This window comes from Domibacillus epiphyticus (assembly GCF_001975785.1).
GTDB classification, from domain to species: domain Bacteria; phylum Bacillota; class Bacilli; order Bacillales; family Domibacillaceae; genus Domibacillus; species Domibacillus epiphyticus.
Genome location: NZ_MSFI01000019.1, coordinates 192,577 through 216,460, shown reverse-complemented (window position 1 = coordinate 216,460; position 23,884 = coordinate 192,577). Strand labels below are relative to the sequence as shown.

Below are 23,884 nucleotides of genomic sequence, written 5' to 3'. Positions count from 1 at the left end.
TCAGAAAAAAAATTTTGATTATTTTGTCGGGATTGTGATCCTGCTGACTGGCTCTTTTTCGAATTGAACAATGTCCAAAATTGTTCGTGCTGATAGAAATTTCATACTGTTTCCCTTTCGAATAAAAAATTGATTGGCGATAGAAGAGACTGTTATGGCAGATAAATAAGACGGTGAAAGAGCGGTTAAGCGAATGTACCCTTCTTTTAAACAATAGTCGATCAGCATCTCTTTCCACGCTCCACTTTCAACAGCTGTGATCTTAATTGTGCCTTTTTCACCGAGTACCCACTCTTCATCCATAATAGGAGATTGCTTCATAAATTCCGCATCGACAATGAGATCCTCCTGATACATCGTCATCATACGAATCGAGCATTCTGCATTTCGTTCGACTAAAAAAACAAGCGAGCCGTTTATGCGCCTTTTTGACCCTTCCATTTCCAGCCCCCTATTTCCATTTTATTCATAACACTTAATCATTTCGACAATTTCTTCCATTTTCCTTTCATTCACCTATCCCATTTAGGAATATTTATTTTTATCTTAATTTAGAATATAATGGTATAAACACAAATAAATTTTAGGAGTTTCCTATGAAACTGAATGAATTGCTGAGGAGTTATCGAAAAAATGTGCTGAATATTTCCCAACAGGAAATGGCCAAACGGCTAAATATTTCACAGTCGAGCATTTCCAAATACGAGCAGGATAGTTCCGGTATTGAGAGCAGTATGCTTGTAAGAATGATGAATGCATATCAAATTCCACAATCCCTATTTATTCAAACGCTGTTCGAAAAAAACAGCTGCGATAGCATATCTATTCGTGAGCATAAACGATCCATTCTCGAAGAAGATTTACTTTTTTTTGAAGAGCTTTTTTGTGAGTATCCAAAATTAAAAAAGGAATTATACCGCTTGTCCTATATGAATAAAAAAGACCGCGGCCAACATGCGAAAGCTATTACAGAGATGATTAAAGCTCTCTTATCTATAAACGAAAACAGCTCTGTCTAACGCGGCCAGAGCTGTTTATTCCCTCGAATCGAGTACTTTTTCGCTATAATGGTTAGATTACAACAGACAAAGGAAGATATGATGATTTATAAAGCTCAATTCTGGCTTTCCATTACGTTTTTTTCTTTTTACTTCTCTTGGGGCATCTTTATGCCTTACTGGAATGCATGGCTCATTTCAGAAAAAGACATGACCGTTGAAGCTGCGTCTTCCATAATTGCAGCCGGTCTTTTTGTTCGGTCAGCTTCAACTTTGTTCGCCTATCCGATACTAAGCGCAAAGTATCCTGCTGGTACATTGTTGAAATGGTTTACTGTTATCACTGCCCTGATGGCGTTGTTGTTCATTCCTGCTTCCGGTTATACGGCGCTGTTTGTCGTCATGATTTTATTTAACTTCATTTATCCGATTATTATGCCGATGGGAGACAGCATGGGTGCATTGTTAATGAAAACCGACCGGATTCATTACGGAAAAAGCCGGTCGTGGGGATCAATTGGATATACTGTATCTGTTCTGTTCATTGGTGTGGCAACGTCGATCTTTTCAGATGCAGCGATTTTATACGTTTTTATTGCAAGTACTTTGTTTATGATCGCAGCGGCCTTTTATCATACACCTTCTGCTCTTCGTGAACCCCGTGACTTGCATCGTGTCCCTTTCTCTCAGTTATTTCGATCGAAACGATTTGTTACCGCGCTCATTATTTGTGTCTTCATTCAAGGCGCCCATGCTGCTTATTACAATTATGGTGTCCTTTATTTGCAGTACCTCGGTGTAAGCAGTGTATGGATCGGCGTCATTTTAAATATTGCTGTTGCTGCGGAAATACTCTTTTTCGTTGTGGCAGACCGTTTTTTGTCTCATACGAATGTTCCGGTCATGTTCTTATGCGCCTCCATTGCAGCGGTTGTACGGTGGACTCTTATGTTTTTATTTCCATCTGTAGGTGTGTATATGTTCGCACAACTGTTTCATGCCTTGACGTTCGGGCTCGCCCATTACGCATTTATCCGTCTTTTATATGAAGAATTTGATTCCTCTGAAATTCCTGCGGCACAGGGTATATATTCTTCACTTGGAATGGGGCTAAGTACAGCAGTGTTGACATTCGGAGCTGGTTATTTATATGAAATGTCGCCTGAACTTTCGTTTTTAGGAATGGGGTTCGTAGCTTTACCAGCGTTATTTATTTGTTTTTGCTTGTTAAAGGAGAAATGATAAGAATTTTCAGTCATTTTCCAACCCAAACAAGTTGTTTTCGCTTATACTATATAGAAAGAACTATCGGGGAGGGCTTGCCAATGGCTCAAACGGAAACAACATTTGAAAATAGACTTCTTGAGATTTTCGAACATTTGCATGCACATCCAGAGTTAAGCTGGAAAGAAACTGAAACGACGGCGTATATTTTACGTCTTTTGCAAAGTGAAGGAGTCCGAACATTCACATTCGATGACTGTACCGGTTTAATTGCCGAAATCGGAACCGGATCACCGGTTGTGGCGGTTCGCGCTGACATTGATGCGCTATGGCAGCAGGTAAACGGCACATTCCAGGCTAATCATTCGTGCGGGCACGATGCCCACATGTCAATCGTCATCGGAGCTCTTTTGAAATTGAAGGATGAAGTAACAAATGGTACTGTCCGTTTTATTTTTCAACCGGCAGAAGAGACAGGCACCGGTGCATTAAAAATGGTTGATAAAGGCATCGTCGATGATGTCGATTACTTATTCGGCATCCATCTTCGCCCAATTGAAGAGTTGCCTTTCGGAAAAATAACCCCGTCCGTCCATCATGGAGCCGTTGCGTTCTTAAACGGGAAAGTAATTGGAGATGACGCACATGGGGCACGTCCTCATCAAGCGGTGAATGCCATTGAAGTGTTGTCATCATTAAGCAGACAGTTGAATACGATTTGTTTTTCCCCTTTTGAACCATATTCAGCAAAAATGACCCGTCTTGAAGCAGGCGGACAAAGCTTAAATATAATTCCTGGTTCAGGTACATTCGGGCTCGATGTAAGGGCTCAAAGAAATAAAGTACTACTAGAACTTCAAAAAGCAGTTGAGCATAAAATAGAGCAGATCAGTATGCTGTATGAAGTGAAAATTGATTACGAATGGATGGATTTCACACCGGCAGCGGAAGTATCAAAAGATGCAGAAGCATTTCTTAAAAAAGGAATTATCGAAACAGTTGGTGAAAATGGACTCGCTGAACCACTCATTACACCAGGGAGTGATGATTTTCATTTTTACACGATTAAACGGCCTCATATAAAAGCAGCAATGATGGGACTTGGCTCTGATCTTGCCCCGGGGCTGCACCATCCAAATATGACATTTGACCGGCGAATTATCAAAATTGGCACTGATGCTTTGACAGCCAGTGTCAAATATGCACTTGCCGAAGTAAATAGCCATAATGAAGACCCGCAGTGACACACTCGTCTCTGCGGGTTTTTACGGATGCTCTGTGACCCCGTTTGCTTTCCGCCGGTAGATAGGCAGCAGCTTTTTCTTATACATTACGCCGATCATATTAAGCAGCCGCTTCGGAATACGTTTTGGAAAAAAACGTTTGGTATAGAACTGTGTATACGCTGTTTTTAAGTCTTCCCAATTCATGCAGTCTTTCGTCTGCCGGAACCTTGCCACGTCAATCAGTACGATTCTTCCTTTGTCTGATATCATGATATTCCGCAAGTGTACGTCAGATGGATTTAAGCCTCTTTTACGCGCTGCAGCCAATGCCCGGTCTGCTTCATCTACAAGTTCACCAGGGATGTCTATTCCTTCTTCAAGACATTCAAACAATGTTTTTCCATTAATCCAGTCAATCACAATATATGTGCCTCCAGATTCGTGAAGCGATGGAAAACTCGGAATACCGGACAACTGTTTATATATATCTGCCTCTTCTTTAGCTATGTGTACTTTATCGGGATAAAAGACTTTTAACGCTTTATCTGTTCCTTGAATGCGATAAACAACGGCACTCCGCCCTTCACCTCCAAAGATAAGGCGTTCATCGTGAGCAACCGGTTTCCATATGCCAAGTTCTCTTCGAAATCGGACGCTTTCTGCTAATGTTTTATATCGTTTCAACATCATTCCTCTTTTCTTCTTTCTACTATTATATACAGCCCACTCAATAAAATCGATGAATTTGCATGACAAAAAACGCCTTCCCATAGAGGGAAGACGGTGTTTTTCCATATGTTAGTTCAAAATTGTTACGTTAACTGTACGTACACCCCAGCTGTACGCTGCATCTGTTGATGGAACATGAAGGTCAATTTTGTTTCCTTTAATAGCACCGCCTGTATCACCCGCAATAGCTTCACCGTATCCTTCAACGTATACACGTGAACCTAGCGGAATAACGTTCGGGTCAACTGCGATTACCTTCTTGCTGCGGTCATTGCGAAGGTCGATGCCTGTCGCTGTAACTCCTGAGCATCCTGCACAGTCAGCTGTATACGCTGTCGCTGTCATTGTCAATGTTTTCCCTTGTGGTGCTGATGTTGTTTGAGCAGGCTCAACAGATTGAGCCGCTGGTGCCGCAGAAGCTGTAGTTGCAGCTTTTGCACTTCCACTTGTTGAAAGCTTGTCTCCAGGATAGATCATATCTGATGAAAGACCGTTAATTGATTTCAATGATCCAACTGAAATGCCATGAGCTGTTGCAATTTTGAACAAAGTATCGCCTGCTTTAACTGTATATGTACCATTAGATGAGGCTGAAACTGTTTTACTTGATCCAGATGTAGAGATTGTTTCGCCTGCGTAGATCATATTTGATGAAAGACCGTTCGCTGCTTTTAATTGTTCAACAGTTGTACCACTTTTTTGTGAAATGCTCCAGAGTGTATCACCTGGTTGTACTGTATATGTTTGAGCTGATGCAGCAGTGCCGAATAAACCTCCGCCAATTACTGTCGTTGCTGCAAGTGCCATCATTTGTTTCTTCATAATAAGAAAACCTCCTGAATTATTCCCGCCGGCATGATCAACATGCGTACGCGGAAAGTGTTTGAAACTTCTCCGTGACTTTAGGGACGACTGCATATATATAAAAGCGCCCAACGCTTTCCTGCGTTTTCCGCTAACGAGATTTATTGTAACACGTCCAAGGGTGTAATCTTTTTAAATGGAGATTACGGTTATATGTGCCATTGTGTCATAAATGTTACAAAAAAGCGTTTATCTCGAATTCGTAATATAAATGAAATAAAATCGACCGAATACAACAAAAAAGGAGACTGTCTACCAGTCTCCTTACAGATTTCTTATTTTAAAATTTGTACTTTCACTGTGCGAACGCCCCAGTTTTTTGCTTTTTGTTTCGTCGGCATATGAACATCAATTTTGTTTCCTTTAATTGCGCCGCCTTTATCTCCGGCAATAGCTTCACCATATCCTTCCACATATACTTTCGTACCAAGTGGAATGACTTTCGGATCCACCGCGATCACTTTCGCATCCGGGTTTCTCTTTAGGTTAATGCCTGTTGCAGTAATGCCTGAGCATCCTTTGCAATATGCTGTATATGCTGTTGCTTTCACTGTAATTTCTTTTGAAACATTAGTTTCTCTGTCTTCTTTAGCAGAAGCCGGTTTGATTGAAGCTGCTGCTGTTCCGCCAATTTTTAGCTTTTGTCCTATTTTTATAGTGTTAGAAGATAAGTTGTTCCACTTCTTAACCTGATCAACTGATGTTTTGTATTGACGAGAGATTTTATAAAGCGTCTCTCCTTTTTGAACTGTGTGAGTAGCGGCCGCTGCTTGAGCCGCAGTAGCTGAAAAGATCATTAATGCAGCCAGAATAGACATTGCCATTTTTTTCACGAATAATAACCTCCTAGTGTTGTAACACGAGATTCATTGTAGCACTCTTCTATTTCAACATTATTACACTAGGATGTTCGTTATATTACATTCGTATTTCAGATGAATAATAATTCTGATAACTTTTAAATATACCTTTTTTAACAAAATATATTGGTTCATCTGTTCATAGTTGTATATAATGAAGAATGATATTTATTTATTTTATTTTGATGGGAGATTTTATGATGGCTTACCGGCTTCAGCTTTTTAAAGGGCTGTTTCGTTCCAATGATCAACTTTATCAGCTGTCCCAAGCCGAGAAAATCCGCGGCTTATGGACAAAGTTTTCACTGTTGCTGTTATGCAGTATTCTCTTGTCTTTGCTCGCCGGTTATCTTGGTATACAAGGTGAAAGCATTTCCACTTACATGTCAGAGTCCGATACATTTACATATGAATGGCTAAAAGTTCTTTTCACAGCAGGTTCTGCTATATGGGGGCTGTTGTTTCCATTGTTCTTTATTTTCATTCCGGCGTTGTTATTCTGGATATTTCTTGAAATTGACTTTAAAAAATTAATTGGTCTGCAATGTATCGTATTGACCATTTATTTAATTGAATTTGCGCTTTTAATTGCGTGGAATGTATTTTTCTCGATTCCCCGTGACTCGTCTCCTTTTTCACTTGGCGTTGTCGCACAGTATGCAACGGAGAATGTCATTGCGATCCGATTTTTTAGCTTTATTACGATTTTTCAAGTATGGATACTCTTCATCCAATATCGTTTTTTACGTACCTCTGAAGCAAAAGGAGCCCGGTTCGTTTTTCTAATGGTCTTCTTGGTTGGACTCGCATTCTGGATTCTATCAACACTATTTACATCGATTCATGTCGAGCGCTTGTTTTAATTAAAAGAGGTGAATACATTGAAACAAATAAAAAAACAAGTGTGGCTGGCGGCAAGTGCTGTCGTCATCGCTGGCAACTTGTATTTACTATTTAAAGAAGACAGCAAAGCAGACCGCACAGAGTGGCTGACAAATTGGGATCGATCCGCAACTGGCGATGTCATTCAGTCGTTTTCAACTGAGGGCGTCGTTGTCCCATCAGATGAATACCCAATTTACTTTGATTCTTCTAAAGGGTCCCTTAAACAAGTACTTGTCAATGAAGGCGATTCAATTCAGCCCGGAACAGCGCTATTTGAGTATTCATCTGAAAAAATCGATGATAAAATAGCTGATTTGACTGCTGAAAAAGAACAGACTGAACAGCAAATTTCACTAATTGATAATCAGTTAAGCCAGCTGCGTGTCTTACTGTCTCAGACAGAGAGAGAAGAAAGCAGCACACAAACGTCAATGGATAAAGACACAACAGTGATTCATTCAGGTGACGGCAGTACAACCATTGAAAATGAAATTTTGCAGCAGGAAACAGAAAAACAAAAGCTGCAGGAAGAAGTCAAAAAACACGATAAATTAATTGCCTCACAGGAAGCGAAAAAAGCCGATTTAACCGTAAAAAGCACAAACGAAGGATACGTGAAAAAAATTGACACGAGCCTTAACAATCCTCTTCTTATTGTCAATTCCTCTGTTCCTGCAGTTGAAGGTGTTTTTGACGAAAAACAAGTAGCACAAGCAGAAGCAGGGCAGCGCGTAGAAGTGTCCGTCGATACAACGCTGGAGCAATATGAAGGATCAATTGCCGTTGTCAGCCAGCATCCAGAAGGTGAGCCGTCAGTTAACAGAAAGAGTTTATATCCATTTTCCGCACAGCTGAGCGGTGTTGAATCAGCCGATCTTTACCCAGGATTGAAAGCAAACGTAAAGGTCGTTACAGATGAAGTTCCCGGAGCCGTTACGATACCAGGATCAGCTATCTTGAAGAAGAACAAAAAAGAATATGCCGTGATTATGAATACGAAGGGAATCCTTGAACGGCGTCCAATTGAAACTGGTTTGACTGTTGATGGTGTATATGTCGTAACCGATGGGATTGAAGCCGGTGAAGCAATTGTTATTAATCCGCATGATTTAATTATGAAGCGCGGACCATTTATAACGCCAATTGATGCCGAAAATGTTAAAAAGCGACCGTTTAATGAACTGTCCCGTTCAGAAAAAGTTAAATATATTTTAATGGGCGTTTTATCATGATCGACACGCATTCTGTTTTTTTACGACAGAATGCGTGTTTTTTAATTTCCTCACCACCCCTTTCTATTATTCTGGTAAAATAGTAATAAATATGCCGTTACTGGAGGATAATATGAAAAAGTGGACATTTTTGCTTATAAGTGCTGTGTTAATCGCAGCTTCCATCATGCCGCTTGCGGCCCGCTCAGCTACATACATGCTGACAACGGAAGAAACAAATATTTATTCACCGTCCTCAAGTGGACAGGAAGCTATATTAACGCCAATCCCTGCCAATACAAATGTCCGTGTCATCAGTGAGGAAGTTGACGGAATACGGGTAGAATGGCAAGGCGTAAACGGAATCATTGACCCTGAATTTTTAACAGGCGGTGCTGAAGGAAAAGAACCAGACGCGAACACATCTGATAGTGTTTCAGAAGCCTCTGTTGAAGCGCAGCCAGCCGGTGAATATTTTCAGCTGAATACGGATGCAGAGTTATTCGAAAAACAAAACGGCCGTTTCGTCAAAATCGGACGCCTTCTAACAGGTGAAGTGTGGAAAAAAAACGGCACTGAAAATGGCTATGTTTCTTTTAACTTTGGCAGTACAATCGGTTATGTGAAAGAGACAAATATCACATATTTAAGCTCAGCAAAACTAGCTGCCGGTGTGCAGCCAGGTGGAAAGTATAAAAACAGGGCGATCACTCGTAAAACAGCAGACTTGCTTTATTCAAAAAACGGGAAATTAACACCAATGGCCAGATTGCAATCCGGTGCAGCATTTGAAACGCGGGCTGCCTACCGCGATTACTATATTATCGATATCGGCGGGCGAACGGCTTATATTCGCAAAACAGATGTCACGATTTACAGTGGCAACTATGTGAACCCATTTAAAGCCATTACATACAGTCAAATGGTGAAAGATTTAAAAGAACTTGTTTTATGGCATCCCGATATTGCCTCATTGGAGACAATCGGTAAATCCGTCGATGGCCGTGATTTATATGCATTAAAGCTCGGAACAGGGAAAGAAGAAATTTTAATTAACGCTTCACACCATGCGCGTGAATATATTACAACAAATGTAGTCATGGAAATGGCTGATCAATATGCTCATTTGTATAAAACAAATGGGAAAATGAACGGCGCGGCTGTACAATCCATTTTGAAAAAAACGACTATTTATTTCGTACCAATGGTAAATCCGGATGGTGTATCACTTGTCCAACTTGGTGCGAACAGTGCAAAGAACAAAGCATCTGTCATTAAAATGAACGGCGGGAAAACAAACTTTTCCGCATGGAAATCAAATGTACGTGGAGTGGATCTAAACCGTCAATACCCGGCAAACTGGCCGAAAATTTGCTGTGATCCCGGGAAACCTTCACCGCAAAACTTTAAAGGACCAAAACCATTGAGTGAACCAGAAGCAAAAGCAATGTATAATTTTACTTTGAATCATTCCTTTAAAGCGAGTGCATCCTATCATAGCTCCGGACAGATTATTTTCTGGCATTTCCATCAATCCGGCGCCCGGAAAACAAGAGATTACAATGTTGCTAGAAAAATAAGCAGGAAAACAGGCTACAGTCTCGTCGCACCGAGATCAAATCCTAGTGGCGGCGGATTTACAGACTGGTTTATTCAATCTGAGAAAAAACCGGGATTGACCATTGAAGTATCACCATATGTCGGCAACCGTCCGGTCCCGATCATTTACTTCTCAACGATATGGAAACAAAACAACTCTGTTGGTCTTCTTCTCGCTAACGAAACAATTAAATGATCGAAAAAAAACCGCTGGTTCTAGGATCAGCGGTTTTCGTTTTATTTTTTTACAATTAATTCATACGGCATTGTCGAGGCTGTGCCGTTAGCCTCACTCAATTCAATGTAATACTTTCCTTTAGCAAGTTTTAAGGAAGCTAATTCTTCATCATTTTTGCCATAGCGATCTAATGAAGCGACAAGTTTTCCTTTTGCGTTGTAGACTTCCATCACACCATCCAAATTCTGTCCAGCATTAAATGTAAGGGATACCGTCCCAGTTTTTGTTACATTAAGCAAGAAATGGTCTGTATCGCCAAATGGGACACCGGCATTAAAGTAACCACGTGCTCCGTATTTACCGTTAACTGTTTTTAAACCATTCGGCTTCGCTGGAACATGATTGACGACTTTCCCATCACCATCAGCTAAATGGTTATGGGTTGCGCCCACCTTTAATTCATACGGCTGTAAACTTGGACCAGACGGCAATGTCGGCATTACATTGATGAAATAGCCGGTTTCTTCTTTTGCAGCAAAGGATGTGTGTAATTCCGATTCAACATTTGCAGAGAGTATGTCAATCAGGTCAGGCCCGAATGGAACAGAACGCTCCATCTCATCCGGATCAAGTACTTTATCTCCATTCGTATCTTCAATAATAGCACCGCTAAAAATATGCGGATAACGCAATTCAAACGGGATGCCCGCCTTTTGTGCAGATGTCATGACAGACGGCACAAGATCAAGCGTATGAATGCGGGATTTCCCGTTATTCATAAAGTAATAGAAATCACTATCACCGGCTTCAATGAAGTAATTTTTATAAGATTTTCCAGCTGTTATATCTAATCCTTCTTCCGGCAAGTTTTGATCATTATCTATTTCCGCTGGAAGACTTGCGACTTTTTTTGATGTTAACGTATAAGGATCAGCTGAAATCGCATAATTTTCATTACTAATCTGCATAACGTAGGTATTTCCTTTTTTTAGCGCGGCATGTAACCGGTCAGATTGTTCCGCTCCACCAAGAATGATTGATAATACATCCATCTCGCCGTTTCCAGCTATCGGAATGAGCATACCTTCCTCTTCATCATATTCCATTAAAGTCATCACAGGAAGCTGACTGCTGCCTTTTTCAACGTTAAATTTATAAATTCCATCCGCAGAAGCTGTAAAACGATAATAATCTTCATCTGCTTCTGTTTGGAAATATCCATTTTTATCCTTCCCTAGAGCATACGGGATTGCTTTTTGGAGGATGGTCGCATCATAAGCATTCTCCCCTTCTTCTTCGTCAATCAATGAATCTTCTTTCATCTGACCATATTCTTCAGAAGAAAGCTCCTCATTCACAAGTGCATCTTCGAGCGTTTCTTCTGTTGGAAGTCCATCTTCATCTGCTGGAATTTCACGTTCCTCAAACTTTATGTTATAAGGGTGTGAAGATGCACCAAAAGAGCTCTCTAGTAAGTCAATGGATAACAAGTCCATCGGAGAGTCCATAAACATATCTCCGCTGAACGGGTCATTCGTTACTTCTACTCGGTAGTCAATGCCTGGAACCGCCTGAAATGAGATGGTTTCACCTTCATTAATTCCATTGCTATTCCCATCGACAACCGTGTATTCATCCCCACTTTCATCCTTAACGAAAACGTTGACAGCGGAATTAACTCCTGGCAATGCAGAAAGGGATATGGACAATAATTTCGGCTCATTCACAGCAAATGAAAAATAATCCGTGTCCGGTGCTTCTTCTGCTGAAGCAAACAACGTGAAATCATTTTTCACAAACGGGAACGACGTAATGTTTACAGGATTGTCAATGGATGTTTCATCCGGTGTAATCGGTGCAACTTTTTCGGTCTCCAATGTAAATGTTGACGTGCCTGCTGCACTGTAATTGCCGTTCGTATCTTTGACACCAATTAAAAGCGTGCCCGCTTCCGCTGCTGTGTACAAGTACGCCTCCTGTTTACCGACAAGTGTCTGATCAACGTCACGCACGTATTCTGGTTCTCCGTCTTCCGTCACAAAGTACAATTCCATCGCATAATCGTATCTATCGCTTCCATTAAGGACGGTTTGAACGTGCTCACCTTCTGTAAGATCCGCTTTGTACCAGTTCATCTTCTCCGGGGATTTAAACGAACCGGTAAATGTATTTTTTCCTGCCTTTACTTCGACTGCCGTTTTCATTAGCCCTTCCCCTAATTCTTCAGGACGTTCCGGGAGTTTTTTCATATCGAATTTCAAAGCATTGAGCGGGTTAATTAACCCATTTCCATACGTTAAATCATAGCCTTTTTCACCAAGATCTGTTGCGGTCTGCTCTAAAATATATTCGATTTCAAAAGGGGTTAAATCCGGATATTTCGATTTAAGCAGACCTGCTGCTGCTGCAACCATCGGAGACGCCATCGATGTACCGGTTAACCGCTCATATTTTGAACCGCCTTCTGAATCGTAAGACGTGCTGTAAATATTTTCACCCGGAGCCGTTACATCCACCGAAGCGCCGTAGTTTGAACTATCCGATAGCCTTTTAGCATTATTAACATTCCCAACACTGATGACACCTGGATAGGAAGCCGGATATGAGTATTGATCCGATGCTTCGTTTCCTGCTGCTGACACAACAATGACGCCGGCATCATTTGCATACTGAATAGCCTCTTCCACAACCGGTGCAGGCATAAAACCACCCAGGCTTAAATTGATTACATCAGCTCCATGATCCACTGCGAATGTTATTCCTTCTGCTATAGAATAATCTGATGCGCCAAGCTCGCCATTAAAAACGTCGATCGGTAAAATTTTTGCATTGGGAAACACGCCATATCCACCGATTCCGTTATCTTTTACTGAGGCAATGATCCCGGCAACGTGTGTCCCATGTAAATCACGAACTGGATTTCTTGCTGGTTGTACCGCGTTGTATGGCGGAAGTATATTGGCTTTTAAGTCCGGATGCTTGTAATCAACACCTCCATCAACTACAGCTACTGTCACATCGTTTTTTCCAGCATACGCCAGCGCTTTATCTATATTCAAAAGGGACAGATGATCCATTTTGCTTTTTTTCGCATCCGGTGTCGCCGCAAACCGTTTATATTGAACGCTCGGTGTAATAGCGATAATTTCAGAACGCGTTTTATATACGCCGATCACGTCACTTCGTTTCTTCGACTTTGGAATTTGAATGACATCGTACCCCAACGAGGGAAGACGTTTCAAGACAGTCACACCCGCTTTTTTATGTACACTATGCGGCAGCGCTTTCGAATATTTAATAACAAGTATCTGTGAATCTGTCATTTGCTGTGCTTTCATTGCTGATTGATACTGTGTTTCTTTTTTCTCAGCAGGCGTTTCTGCAAGGGCTGCGCCCGGAATAACAATAGCTGCGCTTACAACGGTAGCCATGATCTTTTTCCAGTTTTTCACGTTACATCCTCCATTCGCTCTTTCTCCATCTATCATACATCAAAACAATGAAAGTAGTTTCAATTTTTTTGAAACATTCTCAATATTTTTCTTTTTGTATCCAAACAAAAAAGGTTCTGAAAGTGAATTCAGAACCTTTTTTTCATCAGATAATGCGGGCTAAAATAACATCAGGAATGCTGCTTAGTTTTTCTGTTAAACCAGGGATGACGTCTCCGTTAAATTGATTGTCAATATCAATCAATGTATAGGCATAGTCTCCTTTACTGCGATTTACCATATCCGCAATGTTCAAGCTGTACTCAGACAATGCTGCTGTAATTTGACCAACCATGTTCGGCACATTTTTATGCGCCACCGTCACACGGCGTTTACCTGTAAATGGAATTTCAACATTTCCAAAGTTCACCGAGTTTTTAATGTTGCCCGTTTCCAGGTATTCTTTCATTTGGCGTGCTGCCATCAACGCACAATTTTCTTCTGATTCTGACGTTGATGCGCCTAGGTGTGGAATTGGAATGACGTTTTTCATGCCAATGACATTTTCATTCGGGAAATCTGTTACATATTTTCCGATTTTGCCGTTTTCCAGCGCGGCACGCATATCTTCTTCATTCACGAGCTCACCGCGTGAGAAGTTCAAAATAACCGCACCATTTTTCATAACGGAAAACGCTTCTTTATTAAACATATTACGTGTATTGTCCGTCAGTGGCACGTGAACCGTAATATAGTCACTCGCTGCAAATAATTGCTCGATTGTCAGTGCACGCTGTACATTTCGTGACAAGTTCCATGCTGTATCAACTGAAATGAAAGGGTCAAAACCGATGACATCCATGTCAAGATCAAGGGCGTTGTTTGCCACAAGCGCACCAATGTGGCCAAGACCAATTACACCGAGTGTTTTTCCTTTTACTTCACGGCCGACAAACTGCTTTTTGCCTGCCTCAACAAGCTTCGGAATCATATCGCCTTGTCCTTTTAGTTCGTTCGTCCATTTAACACCCTCGAATAAATTACGGGATACAGCCATGATTGTTGTTAAAATTAATTCTTTCACTGCATTCGCATTCGCGCCAGGCGTGTTAAACACGACGATTCCGCGCTCTGTACAAGCTTGAACGGGAATGTTGTTGACACCAGCACCAGCACGTGCGATCGCTTTTACATTGCTGTCAAACTCTGTATCATGCAAGTTTGCACTGCGGAGGATAATGCCATCCGGGCTGACTGCTTCGTCGTTCACTTGAAAGTTTTCCGCGTTTTCAAATACATTTAAGCCAACAGCGGCAATATTGTTCATTGATTTAATCGTATACACGTTTTTACTTCCCTTCTCCTGTTGAATGAGTCTGTTCAAATTCTTTCATAAATGCAACTAGTGCTTTTACGCCATCCACCGGCATCGCATTGTACACACTTGCACGCATGCCGCCGACAGAACGGTGCCCCTTCAACGTCTCAAGACCAGCCGCTTTCGCTTCTTTTACAAATAACGCATCGAGTTCATCACTTGGTGATACAAATGGAATGTTCATCAATGAGCGGTCTTCTTTTTGGACAGGTGAACTGAACATTGAAGATTCTTCAAGGAAATCATAAAGAAGACCTGCTTTTTCACGGTTAATTTTTTCCATAGCAACGATTCCGCCTAGCTCCTTAAGCCATTCAAACACAAGCTTCGCCATGTAGATGCCAAATGTTGGCGGAGTATTATAAAGTGATCCGCTTTCTGAATGGGTTTTGTAGTCAAGCATTACCGGTACAGATTCTCCTGCTTTGCCAATTAAATCGTCCCGGATAATAACCAGTGTCAATCCAGCAGGACCAATGTTTTTTTGCGCTCCTGCATAAATAAGGCCAAATTTTGACACATCGAACTCTTCCGACAAAATGTTCGATGACATATCCGCAACAAGCGGCACATTTCCTGTATCCGGAATCTTGTTGAAAACCGTGCCTTCGATCGTATTGTTTGTCGTAATATGTACGTAGTCTGCTTCAGGATCAATCATATCTGCTGTGATTTCTGGAATATAGCTGAAGTTTTTATCTTCTGATGATGCAATCACACGCACTTCACCATATTTTTTCGCTTCTTTAATTGCTTTCTTTGACCAGGATCCTGTATTTACATAATCAGCTTTTTTGCTTCCGCCAAACAAATTCATCGGCACCATCGCGAACTGTTGTGATGCACCGCCTTGAATAAATAACACTTTGTAATTATCGGGAATGTTCATTAATTTTCGAAGAACCGCTTCCGCTGTTTCAATGATATCAGTAAACCATTTCGAACGATGGCTTAACTCCATCACCGACATGCCTGACCCTGCGTAATTTGTCAGTTCAGACTGTGCTTTTTCAAGCACTTCAAGAGGCAGCATGGATGGACCAGCTGAAAAATTATACACTCGTGTCATCATTTTCTCCTTTATTCGTGTTATTTTTGATAATCTGAAAATTTTTGCTTTAATCGATACCCGAATTATAAAATAACATGCCGTACATATCAAGAGCGGCAGACGTTTCTTTATAATGAAATCCTTATTGGAACCGCTTACAATAGCTATCCTGAAAGCTGTTTGCGTTTACGAACATTTTGTTACATTTCCTTTTTTTTATTCGTTTTTTTGTACCGCAATAACAATTTTAATAAAGGAAATGAAAAAAATACGGTATTGCCATTCCCCTTTATTGCATAATATTAGTTTTTGTTTCGTTATCAGTTAATTTGTCACCCCTTCCTTCAGGACAAATGATATATAATGATCATAACATAGATGTATTGGAGTGATCGTTTTGTATTGTTCAACATGCGGCACGAATTTAGGCAGAAGTTCCCGCTATTGTCCTGGATGCGGTTCAAAGCGCGGCAGACGTTTTTCGTACGTTAAATTAATTGCCTTTTTATGCATCGCTTCTGTTCTGGCTTTTGCCGGAACGATTTATTATTTGCTAAGCAACGACGAAAAGACACAAACGGCTTCACAAACAGCCATCAAAACACCGACAGAACAATCGGCCGACACACGCAAAACAGTCGCACCGCCTGAAGAGCTATCGGCCGAAGACCAGCAATCCTTGACGGAGATCATTGCTGCTGCGCAGCAAAATGTATATACCATTTTCACCGATTCCGGGCAAGGATCCGGCTTTCTGATTAATGACCGTGGAGACGTAGCGACCAATGCGCACGTTGTAGAAGGCAGTGTATCTGTCATTGTAAAAGACATTGACGGCGTTGAGCACGAAGGAACGGTCATTGGCTATTCCAACAAAACAGATGTGGCGCTTATTCGCGTGCCTGACTTTGCTGATTATTCGCCGCTGAATTTGGAAACAAATAAAAAAGCGCAGGTAGGGGATGAAGTCATTGCCCTTGGCAGTCCTCTTGCTCTAGAAAACACGGCGACATTTGGCTACATTACAGGTGTCGACCGCAGTTTTATTATTGAACCCCATTCATACGACAATATTTACCAAACATCAGCAGCCATTGCACCCGGCAGCAGCGGCGGACCGCTCGTTTCTAAAAATACGGGACGTGTAATCGCTATAAATTCCGCGAAGTTGACTGGTGAAGATGCAATTGGATTTAGTATTCCATACAAAGACGTGGACGACATGCTGAAAAAATGGAGCCGCTCCCCTCTTTCAGAAGAAGAGGTAAACGACTTATTTTACACAGAAGACGGTTCATTATTTTTTGAAGAATATTGGAATGAAGATGCGTATTTTGACGGTGGAGAATACAGTGATGACGCCTCTTATGACTTCTATGACATTCCGGCCGATTGGTGGTATGAAGAAGACACTTATGAGGATGAGTACATCGAAGAAGTGCCTGAAGAAGAAATTCCATCCACAGAGCCTGATGATTATGAAGAAGAGACAATAGAAGAAGAGCCTATTGAAGAGCTTCCCCTAATTGAAGAAGAACCAATGCCTGACACGGCTCCGGATCCTTACCTCGAAGATATAAACGGCGACGGCTTGATTGATGTGAACGATGTGACAGAAGATATAAATATGGACGGCGTCATCGACGAACTCGACCTCGATGAATTATTGATGATGCAATAACAAGGGACAGAACCTGTGACAGGTTCTGTCATATTAATGTGGTCAGATGACTTTTTTTGAAGTATAATGACTACAATTTGTGTGTTATTTTAGGAGGAATCATTTTGCGTACTTATCAAGTTGATGAACGGCCGCCGATACCGGCACTTATACCGCTCAGTCTTCAGCATTTATTCGCGATGTTCGGATCCACAGTCCTTGTACCGATTTTGTTCGGTGTAAACCCGGCGACAATTTTATTAATGAATGGGATCGGGACGCTTCTTTACATTTTTTTATGTAAAGGACAAATCCCGGCTTATCTTGGTTCAAGTTTTGCGTTCTTGTCACCGGTCTTTTTGGTTCTTGCCGATGGCAGTTACAGCCAGGCACTCGGAGGATTTATCGTTGTCGGTGTTATTTTTATCGTGGTGGCTGGCATTATAAAAGTGGCAGGCACAGGCTGGATTGATGTAGTATTTCCTCCTGCCGCGATGGGTGCCATTGTTGCGGTAATCGGTCTGGAACTCGTTCCGGTTGCTGCCCAAATGGCAGGCATCATTTCGGACGGGTCACCCGAATGGAAACCGGATCGGAACACCATTATTGTATCGATGCTGACTCTTGCTATTACGATTGTCGGCAACGTCATGTTCCGCGGCTTTTTAAAGATCATACCTATTCTAATCGGGATTGTAGCTGGTTATATCATTGCAGCTTTGTTTGGAATGGTTGACATGCAGCCCGTTCACGACGCAAAATGGTTCGCCCTTCCCGACTATTACCGGCCTGAGTTTGACTGGACGAGCATTGCCATTATTGCTCCTGCAGCACTTGTCGTGATCGCAGAACATATTGGCCATCTCGTTGTTACACAAAACATTGTTGACCGTGATTTAATGAAAAAACCAGGCCTTGGCATTTCATTATTTGGCAACGGGATTTCAACCGTTATTTCTGGATTTGTCGGTTCTACACCGAATACAACATACGGGGAAAATATAGGTGTACTTGCCTTGTCAAAAGTATACTCGGTCTGGGTGATCGGTGGAGCAGCCGTTATGGCGATTTTTCTATCATTTTTCGGAAAGCTGGCGGCTCTTATTTCGACTATTCCAACAGCCGTTATGGGAGGTATTTCATTGCTTCTGTTCGGTATCATTGCTGTTTCCGGTCTGCGGATGCTCGTTGAATCAAAAGTCGATTATTCGAAAACGACGAACATGATTTTAACAACCGTGGTTCTCGTCATCGGGTTATCTGGAGCCACATTCACATGGGGCTACCTACAGCTGAAAGGGATGGCGCTCGCCACTGTATTGGCTATCTTCTTAAGCCTGTTCTTCACGTTAATTGATAAATTAAAACTCTCAAATGATCATGAATAAAAAAATCCCCGCCAGCCTGGCGGGGATTTCCGTTTCTTCATTATTCTCCACTTTTTGGTTTTGAGCCGGCATATGTCCAGCCATCTTCCTGATAGGCTTTTCCTTCCTTCATTAATTTGCCGAGCGCCCGTTTAAACGCGCCTTTGCTCAAACCAAACCGCTTTTCAATTTCTTCAGGAAGACTTTTATCCGAATAGGGCATTTGTCCGCCCCGGGTCATTAAATAGTCATACACTTCTTCTGAGTCTTCCAGCTGGCGTTCGTGACGTCGTCCAAGCAGTGACACGTTCACTGACCCATCATCATGGACATCAATAATGCGGCCAGTTACCGTTTGTCCAACACGCGGTTCGTCTTCACGCTGCGTTGGATGCAAAAATGCACGGTATTGATCGTCTGTAATGATCCACGATCCTGCTTTTCCCGTCCGATACACAATACCAGAGAAACCCTTGTTTAAATCGGTTTTGTTCGCACGTTTTGCGATCTCCCAAATCTTTTCTTCTGTTGCCGGCTTTGCAAACAGACGCCCATTTTTATCTAGTTTCAACGTGCAATATAATTTATCGCCTTCAATCGGGCGTACTTCATATTTATACGGCAGGTCATCTTCCGATACGAGTGCGTCTTTTGAAATGCCAATGTCGACAAAAACGCCTAATTTTATTTCTTCGCCGACAACTTCTGTCCACGCATATTCTCCGAGCGTCACGAGCGGCTTATCCATCGTCGCTGCCAGCCGTCCAGAATGATCCTGATATAGAAAAACTTCAACCGGTTCATTCGGGTCAAAACCCTCTCTCACTTCACTTTTATGCAAAAGAACAGAATTCTCTTCTTCATCCATTAAGAACCATCCATATTCCTGTTCATTTTTCACGGTTAATGTTACAATTGTTCCTGCTTGCAATTCCATAACGCACGTCCTTTCAAAAAGTTCTCATTGCTCCTCATTATATCAGCTTTCCCGTGATCATGTTTAACATTCCAACGGTCCGGGTAAACTTCCACTATCATTATAAACTGAAGGGTGAGAATAGTATGGCACGTTCAGGCGGTTTAAAAAACCTTGTAAAACTAGGCATGAAGTATGGACCAGTTATTTACCCGTTCGTTATGAAATATTTGAAAAAACGAAAAGCATCTAAAGTGTATCGACCAAGATAAAAAACGCCGGAGGCTCCCGGCGTTTTTTTATTGTCTTATTTTGTTGGTTTTACGACTGTATGTTAATCACTGGCTGTAAAAGACCATACATCTGATCGTACTTTACCGCCATACGAATCATTCACTTGAACATACCAGGAGTGGCGCATATTTTTCTCTAAATTTACCCACTCTGCCGATGCAAATTCGTCATCTCCTACATCAGCTTTCGAGCCGATTTGCTCATCTGTGAAGACTTCCGCTTTAAATAAATCGGTTGCCACCACTTTTTCTTTCGGGGTTAAATCGAGTTCAAAAACAAATTCATCTTTACCCGGATAATCAACCGGATTGTAATAATTGTATTGATTTAGATAGGGTGAATACGTCTGCATGTAGATTTTATTTTCAATAGGATTCACTTTCATCAAGCGGAGAAATCCCTGTCCACCTTCCGGACCTCCTTGATAATCCGCAAGCATTTGATACACTTTTCGGTCTGTCCTTCCATCTCCATCATCGTCTATTTCATCAATGAGCGTTTCACTGTCATGATAATGGCCGGATAAAACAGCAATGACATTTTTATTCTTCTTGATCACTTCATGAAAGATTTTATCTCCGATCGGGCTTCGGTTCCCTGAAACGAGTAAATATTCATGGAAGCATAAGATTGCTTTTCTGTCTGGATGTTCCGCAAGCACGTTATTCATCCAGGCAATATCCTCCTCGTTTACACCCCAGCCCATGTACAGCATGATAAAATCATTTCCATTTGAACTGATGACATCATAGTGGCCTCTGTTATCTTTGTACGATGCCCCATAATGCTCTTTTCCAGCAAAACGATGTTCCCCAAAGTACTTGCTGAATTCTTTATAATCACCTGTTTTATGATCAACATCATGATTTCCGGCGAGTACACCGTATGGTATTTGTGCAATGTCGAGCGTTTCCATATACTGATCGGCACGTCCCCACTGAATGGGCTGGTCTGCTTCATCTACCAGGTCACCTGTATGAAATACATATTTTACATTCATCTCATCTTTTTGTTCGGCCGCCCATGTCGTCATTCGATCAAAGATATGCGGATAGCTTTCAGAATAATACTGTGTATCCGACATCCAGATAAATGAATAGTTAAACTCCGGTGTTGAGGCAATTTCATCTTGAATCATCACTTGGACTTTCCTGTTTTTTACGTAATCCTTTCCCTTTACTCGTCCGGTCAATGTAAAATTTTCACTATTTACGGCCACTTTCCATTCATGCCGCTCCCATTTGGTTAATGTATAATTCCATATATACATTGAAACCTTACGTCCAATCAGTGATTTCCCTTCCCAACTCAATACAATTTCATCAAGTTCATCTGTTTTTTCATCAATTGCTACTTCAAAGCGATGGTAGGGAAATCCATCAACTGATGACGTTTCAATATACTCTCCATCCGCTTTTGCCATTTTATCTTTCTCTTTCACGGCTTTTTCACCCGCTGGCAGCAATTCCTTTGGCGGTTCACGTCTGGCACTGTTTTCAAAGATCCTTATTTCCCGATCACTCGCCCTGTATTTATAACCACGGAAAAAAGTAACCTTAAGCCTGTCTTTTGTCGGGTCGGTCACTTTCACCTGAAGATTTGCCTTATTCGGATGTATGCCTTCGGCTCCATCTTCAGGCATTACCAGTTCCGGTGCGTATGGCTCCTCCTCGACTACCGTAAAGAGCACGGATTTTTTTGCCGAGTTCCCCGCACGGTCGACAGCGGTAAATTCAACTGCATGACCACCCGCCGCGATTTTTGCGGAAGACGTTTCAAACGGGAGCTTGATCTGTTCTCCATCCAGCTTTGCCGTTAAGCTCTTAATATCTGAAAAGTTGTCCTCCACTTCCGCTTCTATAGTAAAGTTTCCTTTATATTCTTTCCCTTCTTTAACTGAAGGTGTAATAACGGGTGCACTATTGTCCACAATGACATTTGCTTTCGCTTGTACAAGACCGTCTGCTTTAATCAAGTAATTTCCTTCTTCCGCCTGCAGAGTATCCCATGAATAGGCTTTTGCAGTGAAAGCTTTATCTGGAAGAGTGAAGCGAAAGTCTAGAACTGGCTCCGCACTGCTGGTATCACCGACCCTTATTTCCTGATCGGTGCCGCGGTAGAAAGGATCGTATAGTGTTGTACCGTCTTCCAGCACAAGCCGAATATTTTTTACATAAAAATCGTCGCGGTTTTCTTCTGAGTTCGTATCAAAAGGCGATACCTTCGTGCCTGCACGGATTGATATTTTTGTCTCTTTGTCCTTTGTAAATTGGCTGGGGTCAACAGGGACTGTCATCGTTGTATACGCATTGATCGTGTCATCAAACATGTGCAGTGTCTTGTCATCAATTGTCACACCGTTTTTAAAATACAAATTCACTTTTTTCACGTCAAAAGCAAAGTATGCCTGTGATGGGATCGACGGCTTCGTTTTTTCCGTTACGTCTTTCCCGTCAATTGAAAGCCGTGAGTCTGATCCAAACGATTTTATGACAGCCGTTTTGCTTAACAGCGAGCCATTTTCTACGTTCAATCCAGTTTTTTCTATGCTGTCGCTTAAAATGGAAATGCCTGTTTGGTCGGTTTCCACTTCATTTGTTCCATCAGACACTCTTACATAATATTGAAGATTCATTTTCCCGAGTAAATCAGGCGAAAACACGGTATGCGAATAAAGACCCGTCTCTTCCTGTTTCGTCAAATCAACGTACGTGAACAATTCCGCTTTATCTGTTTTATAAAATAAACGAACCGTTTTAACAGACTGATCATCTTTTACGTCAAATGACAATGATACATTTTGCCGGGCTGAAATCGGAGCCATTTTCGTCAAATCCGTTACAGTCGGTGCCTGCGCATCCACGATTGCTTTTCTTTTTATTGCAGGTACTTGCATGCTTGAGACAACACCAGGCGTTGCTTTTGCTTTCGTACTGCTATATTTTTTCATTTCATTGTTGCCCGATCCCCGGGGGAACGTGTACAAAATGGCTTTATTCTCTTCTGTATCATCCACATTCGGCTGATCGTGATAAAATGCAGTCGAAATATCTTCTCCGGTATTCGTTGCAATGGCAACACCGCGATGGCTTAAATTGGCCATTCCGTCTGAACGTAATTTAACGATCGCAGCATTTTCCTCTAGGGCGCTCCCGTACACCTTGTTAAAATCATCAATCGTTTTATCCTCGTTGCCCGCATTTATAATCCAGTACACCATCGTTTCTCCCGACGGCAAAATAAGATCTTTCTGATCCGATTTCCAGATCAAATCGGCTTCAGGACCTTCCATTGGATAGCGGTAACGGAGCGTATAGTCATTTAAATTAATATCTTGATCGGTGTTATTATACACTTCAATAAACTCATACCCGTCGAAACGGCCGACGTTTGCTGAGTCCGGAACTAGTTCTGTTACAAGAAGCTCTGGGACATCCTGCGGTTCATATTCCATTCCCTCAAGAACAACGGTATACTCTTCGGTTTTGGCTGTATTCTGGCCGTCAAACGCTTCTATTCTGTATGTTATTTGTCCGGATAAAAACTCAGATGCAGCAATCACTGCTTCAAAGAAACCTTCTTCATTTCCGGCTGCCATCTCTTTTTCAAGCCAGCTTCCATCTGCTGTCATTCTATAATAGATTTTTACACTATCAATCTTCGTTTCATCTTTGACAGCTGCTCGAATCGTCACATCAGTTCCAGATGACACCGATTCTACCGGTGTATGCGTGATAATCGGTGCTGCTGTATCTTCCGCCTTAACGATCAGAACAGAGAAAACAATGAAAAAGAAAAGCAAACCGCAGCCTGCTATAAGTGAATAAAATAATTTTCTGTACATAAAAAATAATTTTTCCTCCTCTATAGCCGCGTCCACAATGAAGAGTGTGTGAATGAGGAATAATGATTCTTTTGATCAAGTAAATTATACCCGATTTCCGTTTCCTTATTCGCCATCCTAAAATGAAAGAGGACAAAAAATAACCGGCTTCCACATTGGAAGCCGGTCC

The 23,884-nt window shown here is 41.7% G+C and carries 18 protein-coding genes; 9 read left to right on the top strand and 9 right to left on the bottom strand.

Going from position 1 to position 23,884, the window contains the following annotated elements; genetic code table 11:
• Positions 1 to 18: 18 nt before the first annotated feature.
• The gene (locus BTO28_RS11765) at positions 19 to 441 is read right to left on the bottom strand and encodes a hypothetical protein (protein ID WP_076766465.1); all 423 of its coding nucleotides are present in this window, start codon (positions 439 to 441) and stop codon (positions 19 to 21) included.
• A 155-nt stretch (positions 442 to 596) separates the two neighbouring features.
• Here BTO28_RS11765 and BTO28_RS11760 point away from each other — a divergent pair, with 155 nt between their 5' ends.
• The 3 genes from BTO28_RS11760 to BTO28_RS11750 all read left to right on the top strand — a co-directional run bounded on the left by BTO28_RS11760 (position 597) and on the right by BTO28_RS11750 (position 3,466).
• Entirely contained in the window at positions 597 to 1,019 is a 423-nt protein-coding gene (locus tag BTO28_RS11760; protein ID WP_076766463.1) for a helix-turn-helix domain-containing protein, read from the top strand.
• 48 nt (positions 1,020 to 1,067) lie between these two features.
• A complete protein-coding gene (locus BTO28_RS11755; RefSeq protein ID WP_332888725.1) occupies positions 1,068 to 2,240 on the top strand; it encodes an MFS transporter in 1,173 nt (390 codons plus the stop codon).
• Positions 2,241 to 2,323: 83 nt separating this feature from the next.
• Entirely contained in the window at positions 2,324 to 3,466 is a 1,143-nt protein-coding gene (locus BTO28_RS11750) for a M20 peptidase aminoacylase family protein (protein ID WP_076766459.1), read from the top strand.
• Between the two features lie 21 nt (positions 3,467 to 3,487).
• Here the strand turns inward: BTO28_RS11750 and BTO28_RS11745 are convergent, their stop codons facing one another.
• From BTO28_RS11745 to BTO28_RS11735, 3 genes are all read right to left on the bottom strand, one after another.
• A complete protein-coding gene (locus tag BTO28_RS11745; RefSeq protein ID WP_332888724.1) occupies positions 3,488 to 4,204 on the bottom strand; it encodes a protein kinase family protein in 717 nt (238 codons plus the stop codon).
• A 42-nt stretch (positions 4,205 to 4,246) separates the two neighbouring features.
• On the bottom strand, positions 4,247 to 4,999 hold the full coding sequence (locus BTO28_RS11740) for a LysM peptidoglycan-binding and 3D domain-containing protein (RefSeq protein ID WP_076766455.1): 753 nt from the start codon (positions 4,997 to 4,999) through the stop codon (positions 4,247 to 4,249).
• A gap of 317 nt (positions 5,000 to 5,316) precedes the next feature.
• Complete coding sequence (locus BTO28_RS11735; protein ID WP_076766453.1) at positions 5,317 to 5,874, bottom strand: 3D domain-containing protein; 558 nt, start codon at positions 5,872 to 5,874, stop codon at positions 5,317 to 5,319.
• Positions 5,875 to 6,101: 227 nt separating this feature from the next.
• On the opposite strand from BTO28_RS11735, the gene BTO28_RS11730 reads away from it, so the two are divergent.
• From BTO28_RS11730 to BTO28_RS16815, 3 genes are all read left to right on the top strand, one after another.
• Complete coding sequence (locus BTO28_RS11730; RefSeq protein WP_076766451.1) at positions 6,102 to 6,764, top strand: hypothetical protein; 663 nt, start codon at positions 6,102 to 6,104, stop codon at positions 6,762 to 6,764.
• 18 nt (positions 6,765 to 6,782) lie between these two features.
• Complete coding sequence (locus BTO28_RS11725; protein ID WP_076766449.1) at positions 6,783 to 8,018, top strand: efflux RND transporter periplasmic adaptor subunit; 1,236 nt, start codon at positions 6,783 to 6,785, stop codon at positions 8,016 to 8,018.
• A gap of 112 nt (positions 8,019 to 8,130) precedes the next feature.
• Positions 8,131 to 9,792 carry a M14 family metallopeptidase gene (locus tag BTO28_RS16815; RefSeq protein ID WP_158068821.1) on the top strand — a complete coding sequence of 554 codons (1,662 nt, stop codon included), beginning with the start codon at positions 8,131 to 8,133 and terminating at the stop codon, positions 9,790 to 9,792.
• A 41-nt stretch (positions 9,793 to 9,833) separates the two neighbouring features.
• Here the strand turns inward: BTO28_RS16815 and BTO28_RS11715 are convergent, their stop codons facing one another.
• The 3 genes from BTO28_RS11715 to serC all read right to left on the bottom strand — a co-directional run bounded on the left by BTO28_RS11715 (position 9,834) and on the right by serC (position 15,652).
• The gene (locus tag BTO28_RS11715; protein WP_076766447.1) at positions 9,834 to 13,226 is read right to left on the bottom strand and encodes a S8 family serine peptidase; all 3,393 of its coding nucleotides are present in this window, start codon (positions 13,224 to 13,226) and stop codon (positions 9,834 to 9,836) included.
• A 145-nt stretch (positions 13,227 to 13,371) separates the two neighbouring features.
• Positions 13,372 to 14,532, bottom strand: a complete 1,161-nt coding sequence (locus BTO28_RS11710) for a phosphoglycerate dehydrogenase (protein ID WP_076766509.1) — start codon at positions 14,530 to 14,532, stop codon at positions 13,372 to 13,374.
• 22 nt (positions 14,533 to 14,554) lie between these two features.
• Positions 14,555 to 15,652: a 3-phosphoserine/phosphohydroxythreonine transaminase gene (gene serC, locus BTO28_RS11705; protein ID WP_076766445.1), complete on the bottom strand. Its 1,098-nt coding sequence runs from the start codon at positions 15,650 to 15,652 to the stop codon at positions 14,555 to 14,557.
• Between the two features lie 379 nt (positions 15,653 to 16,031).
• Between serC and BTO28_RS11700 the strand changes: the two genes are divergently transcribed.
• Complete coding sequence (locus BTO28_RS11700; protein WP_076766443.1) at positions 16,032 to 17,315, top strand: trypsin-like peptidase domain-containing protein; 1,284 nt, start codon at positions 16,032 to 16,034, stop codon at positions 17,313 to 17,315.
• Between the two features lie 104 nt (positions 17,316 to 17,419).
• Positions 17,420 to 18,682, top strand: a complete 1,263-nt coding sequence (uraA, locus tag BTO28_RS11695; protein WP_083711524.1) for a uracil permease — start codon at positions 17,420 to 17,422, stop codon at positions 18,680 to 18,682.
• 40 nt (positions 18,683 to 18,722) lie between these two features.
• On the opposite strand, the gene BTO28_RS11690 is transcribed toward uraA, so the two are convergent.
• The gene (locus BTO28_RS11690; protein WP_076766441.1) at positions 18,723 to 19,598 is read right to left on the bottom strand and encodes a CvfB family protein; all 876 of its coding nucleotides are present in this window, start codon (positions 19,596 to 19,598) and stop codon (positions 18,723 to 18,725) included.
• Positions 19,599 to 19,723: 125 nt separating this feature from the next.
• Here BTO28_RS11690 and BTO28_RS17690 point away from each other — a divergent pair, with 125 nt between their 5' ends.
• A complete protein-coding gene (locus BTO28_RS17690) occupies positions 19,724 to 19,849 on the top strand; it encodes a hypothetical protein (protein WP_269843870.1) in 126 nt (41 codons plus the stop codon).
• Positions 19,850 to 19,911: 62 nt separating this feature from the next.
• Here the strand turns inward: BTO28_RS17690 and BTO28_RS11685 are convergent, their stop codons facing one another.
• Positions 19,912 to 23,715, bottom strand: coding sequence for a metallophosphoesterase (locus BTO28_RS11685; RefSeq protein WP_083711522.1), 3,804 nt, complete (start codon positions 23,713 to 23,715; stop codon positions 19,912 to 19,914).
• Between the last annotated feature and the right edge of the window lie 169 nt (positions 23,716 to 23,884).

What these genes read in the sequence shown, in the direction of transcription:
- BTO28_RS11765 (WP_076766465.1), bottom strand. Translation starts at nt 441, where the DNA reads ATGGAAGGGTCAAAAAGGCGCATAAACGGCTCGCTTGTTTTTTTAGTC.
- BTO28_RS11760 (WP_076766463.1), top strand. Translation starts at nt 597, where the DNA reads ATGAAACTGAATGAATTGCTGAGGAGTTATCGAAAAAATGTGCTGAAT.
- BTO28_RS11755 (WP_332888725.1), top strand. Translation starts at nt 1,068, where the DNA reads ATGGTTAGATTACAACAGACAAAGGAAGATATGATGATTTATAAAGCT.
- BTO28_RS11750 (WP_076766459.1), top strand. Translation starts at nt 2,324, where the DNA reads ATGGCTCAAACGGAAACAACATTTGAAAATAGACTTCTTGAGATTTTC.
- BTO28_RS11740 (WP_076766455.1), bottom strand. Translation starts at nt 4,999, where the DNA reads ATGAAGAAACAAATGATGGCACTTGCAGCAACGACAGTAATTGGCGGA.
- BTO28_RS11730 (WP_076766451.1), top strand. Translation starts at nt 6,102, where the DNA reads ATGGCTTACCGGCTTCAGCTTTTTAAAGGGCTGTTTCGTTCCAATGAT.
- BTO28_RS16815 (WP_158068821.1), top strand. Translation starts at nt 8,131, where the DNA reads ATGAAAAAGTGGACATTTTTGCTTATAAGTGCTGTGTTAATCGCAGCT.
- BTO28_RS11710 (WP_076766509.1), bottom strand. Translation starts at nt 14,532, where the DNA reads ATGAACAATATTGCCGCTGTTGGCTTAAATGTATTTGAAAACGCGGAA.
- serC (WP_076766445.1), bottom strand. Translation starts at nt 15,652, where the DNA reads ATGACACGAGTGTATAATTTTTCAGCTGGTCCATCCATGCTGCCTCTT.
- BTO28_RS11690 (WP_076766441.1), bottom strand. Translation starts at nt 19,598, where the DNA reads ATGGAATTGCAAGCAGGAACAATTGTAACATTAACCGTGAAAAATGAA.
- BTO28_RS17690 (WP_269843870.1), top strand. Translation starts at nt 19,724, where the DNA reads ATGGCACGTTCAGGCGGTTTAAAAAACCTTGTAAAACTAGGCATGAAG.
- BTO28_RS11685 (WP_083711522.1), bottom strand. Translation starts at nt 23,715, where the DNA reads ATGTACAGAAAATTATTTTATTCACTTATAGCAGGCTGCGGTTTGCTT.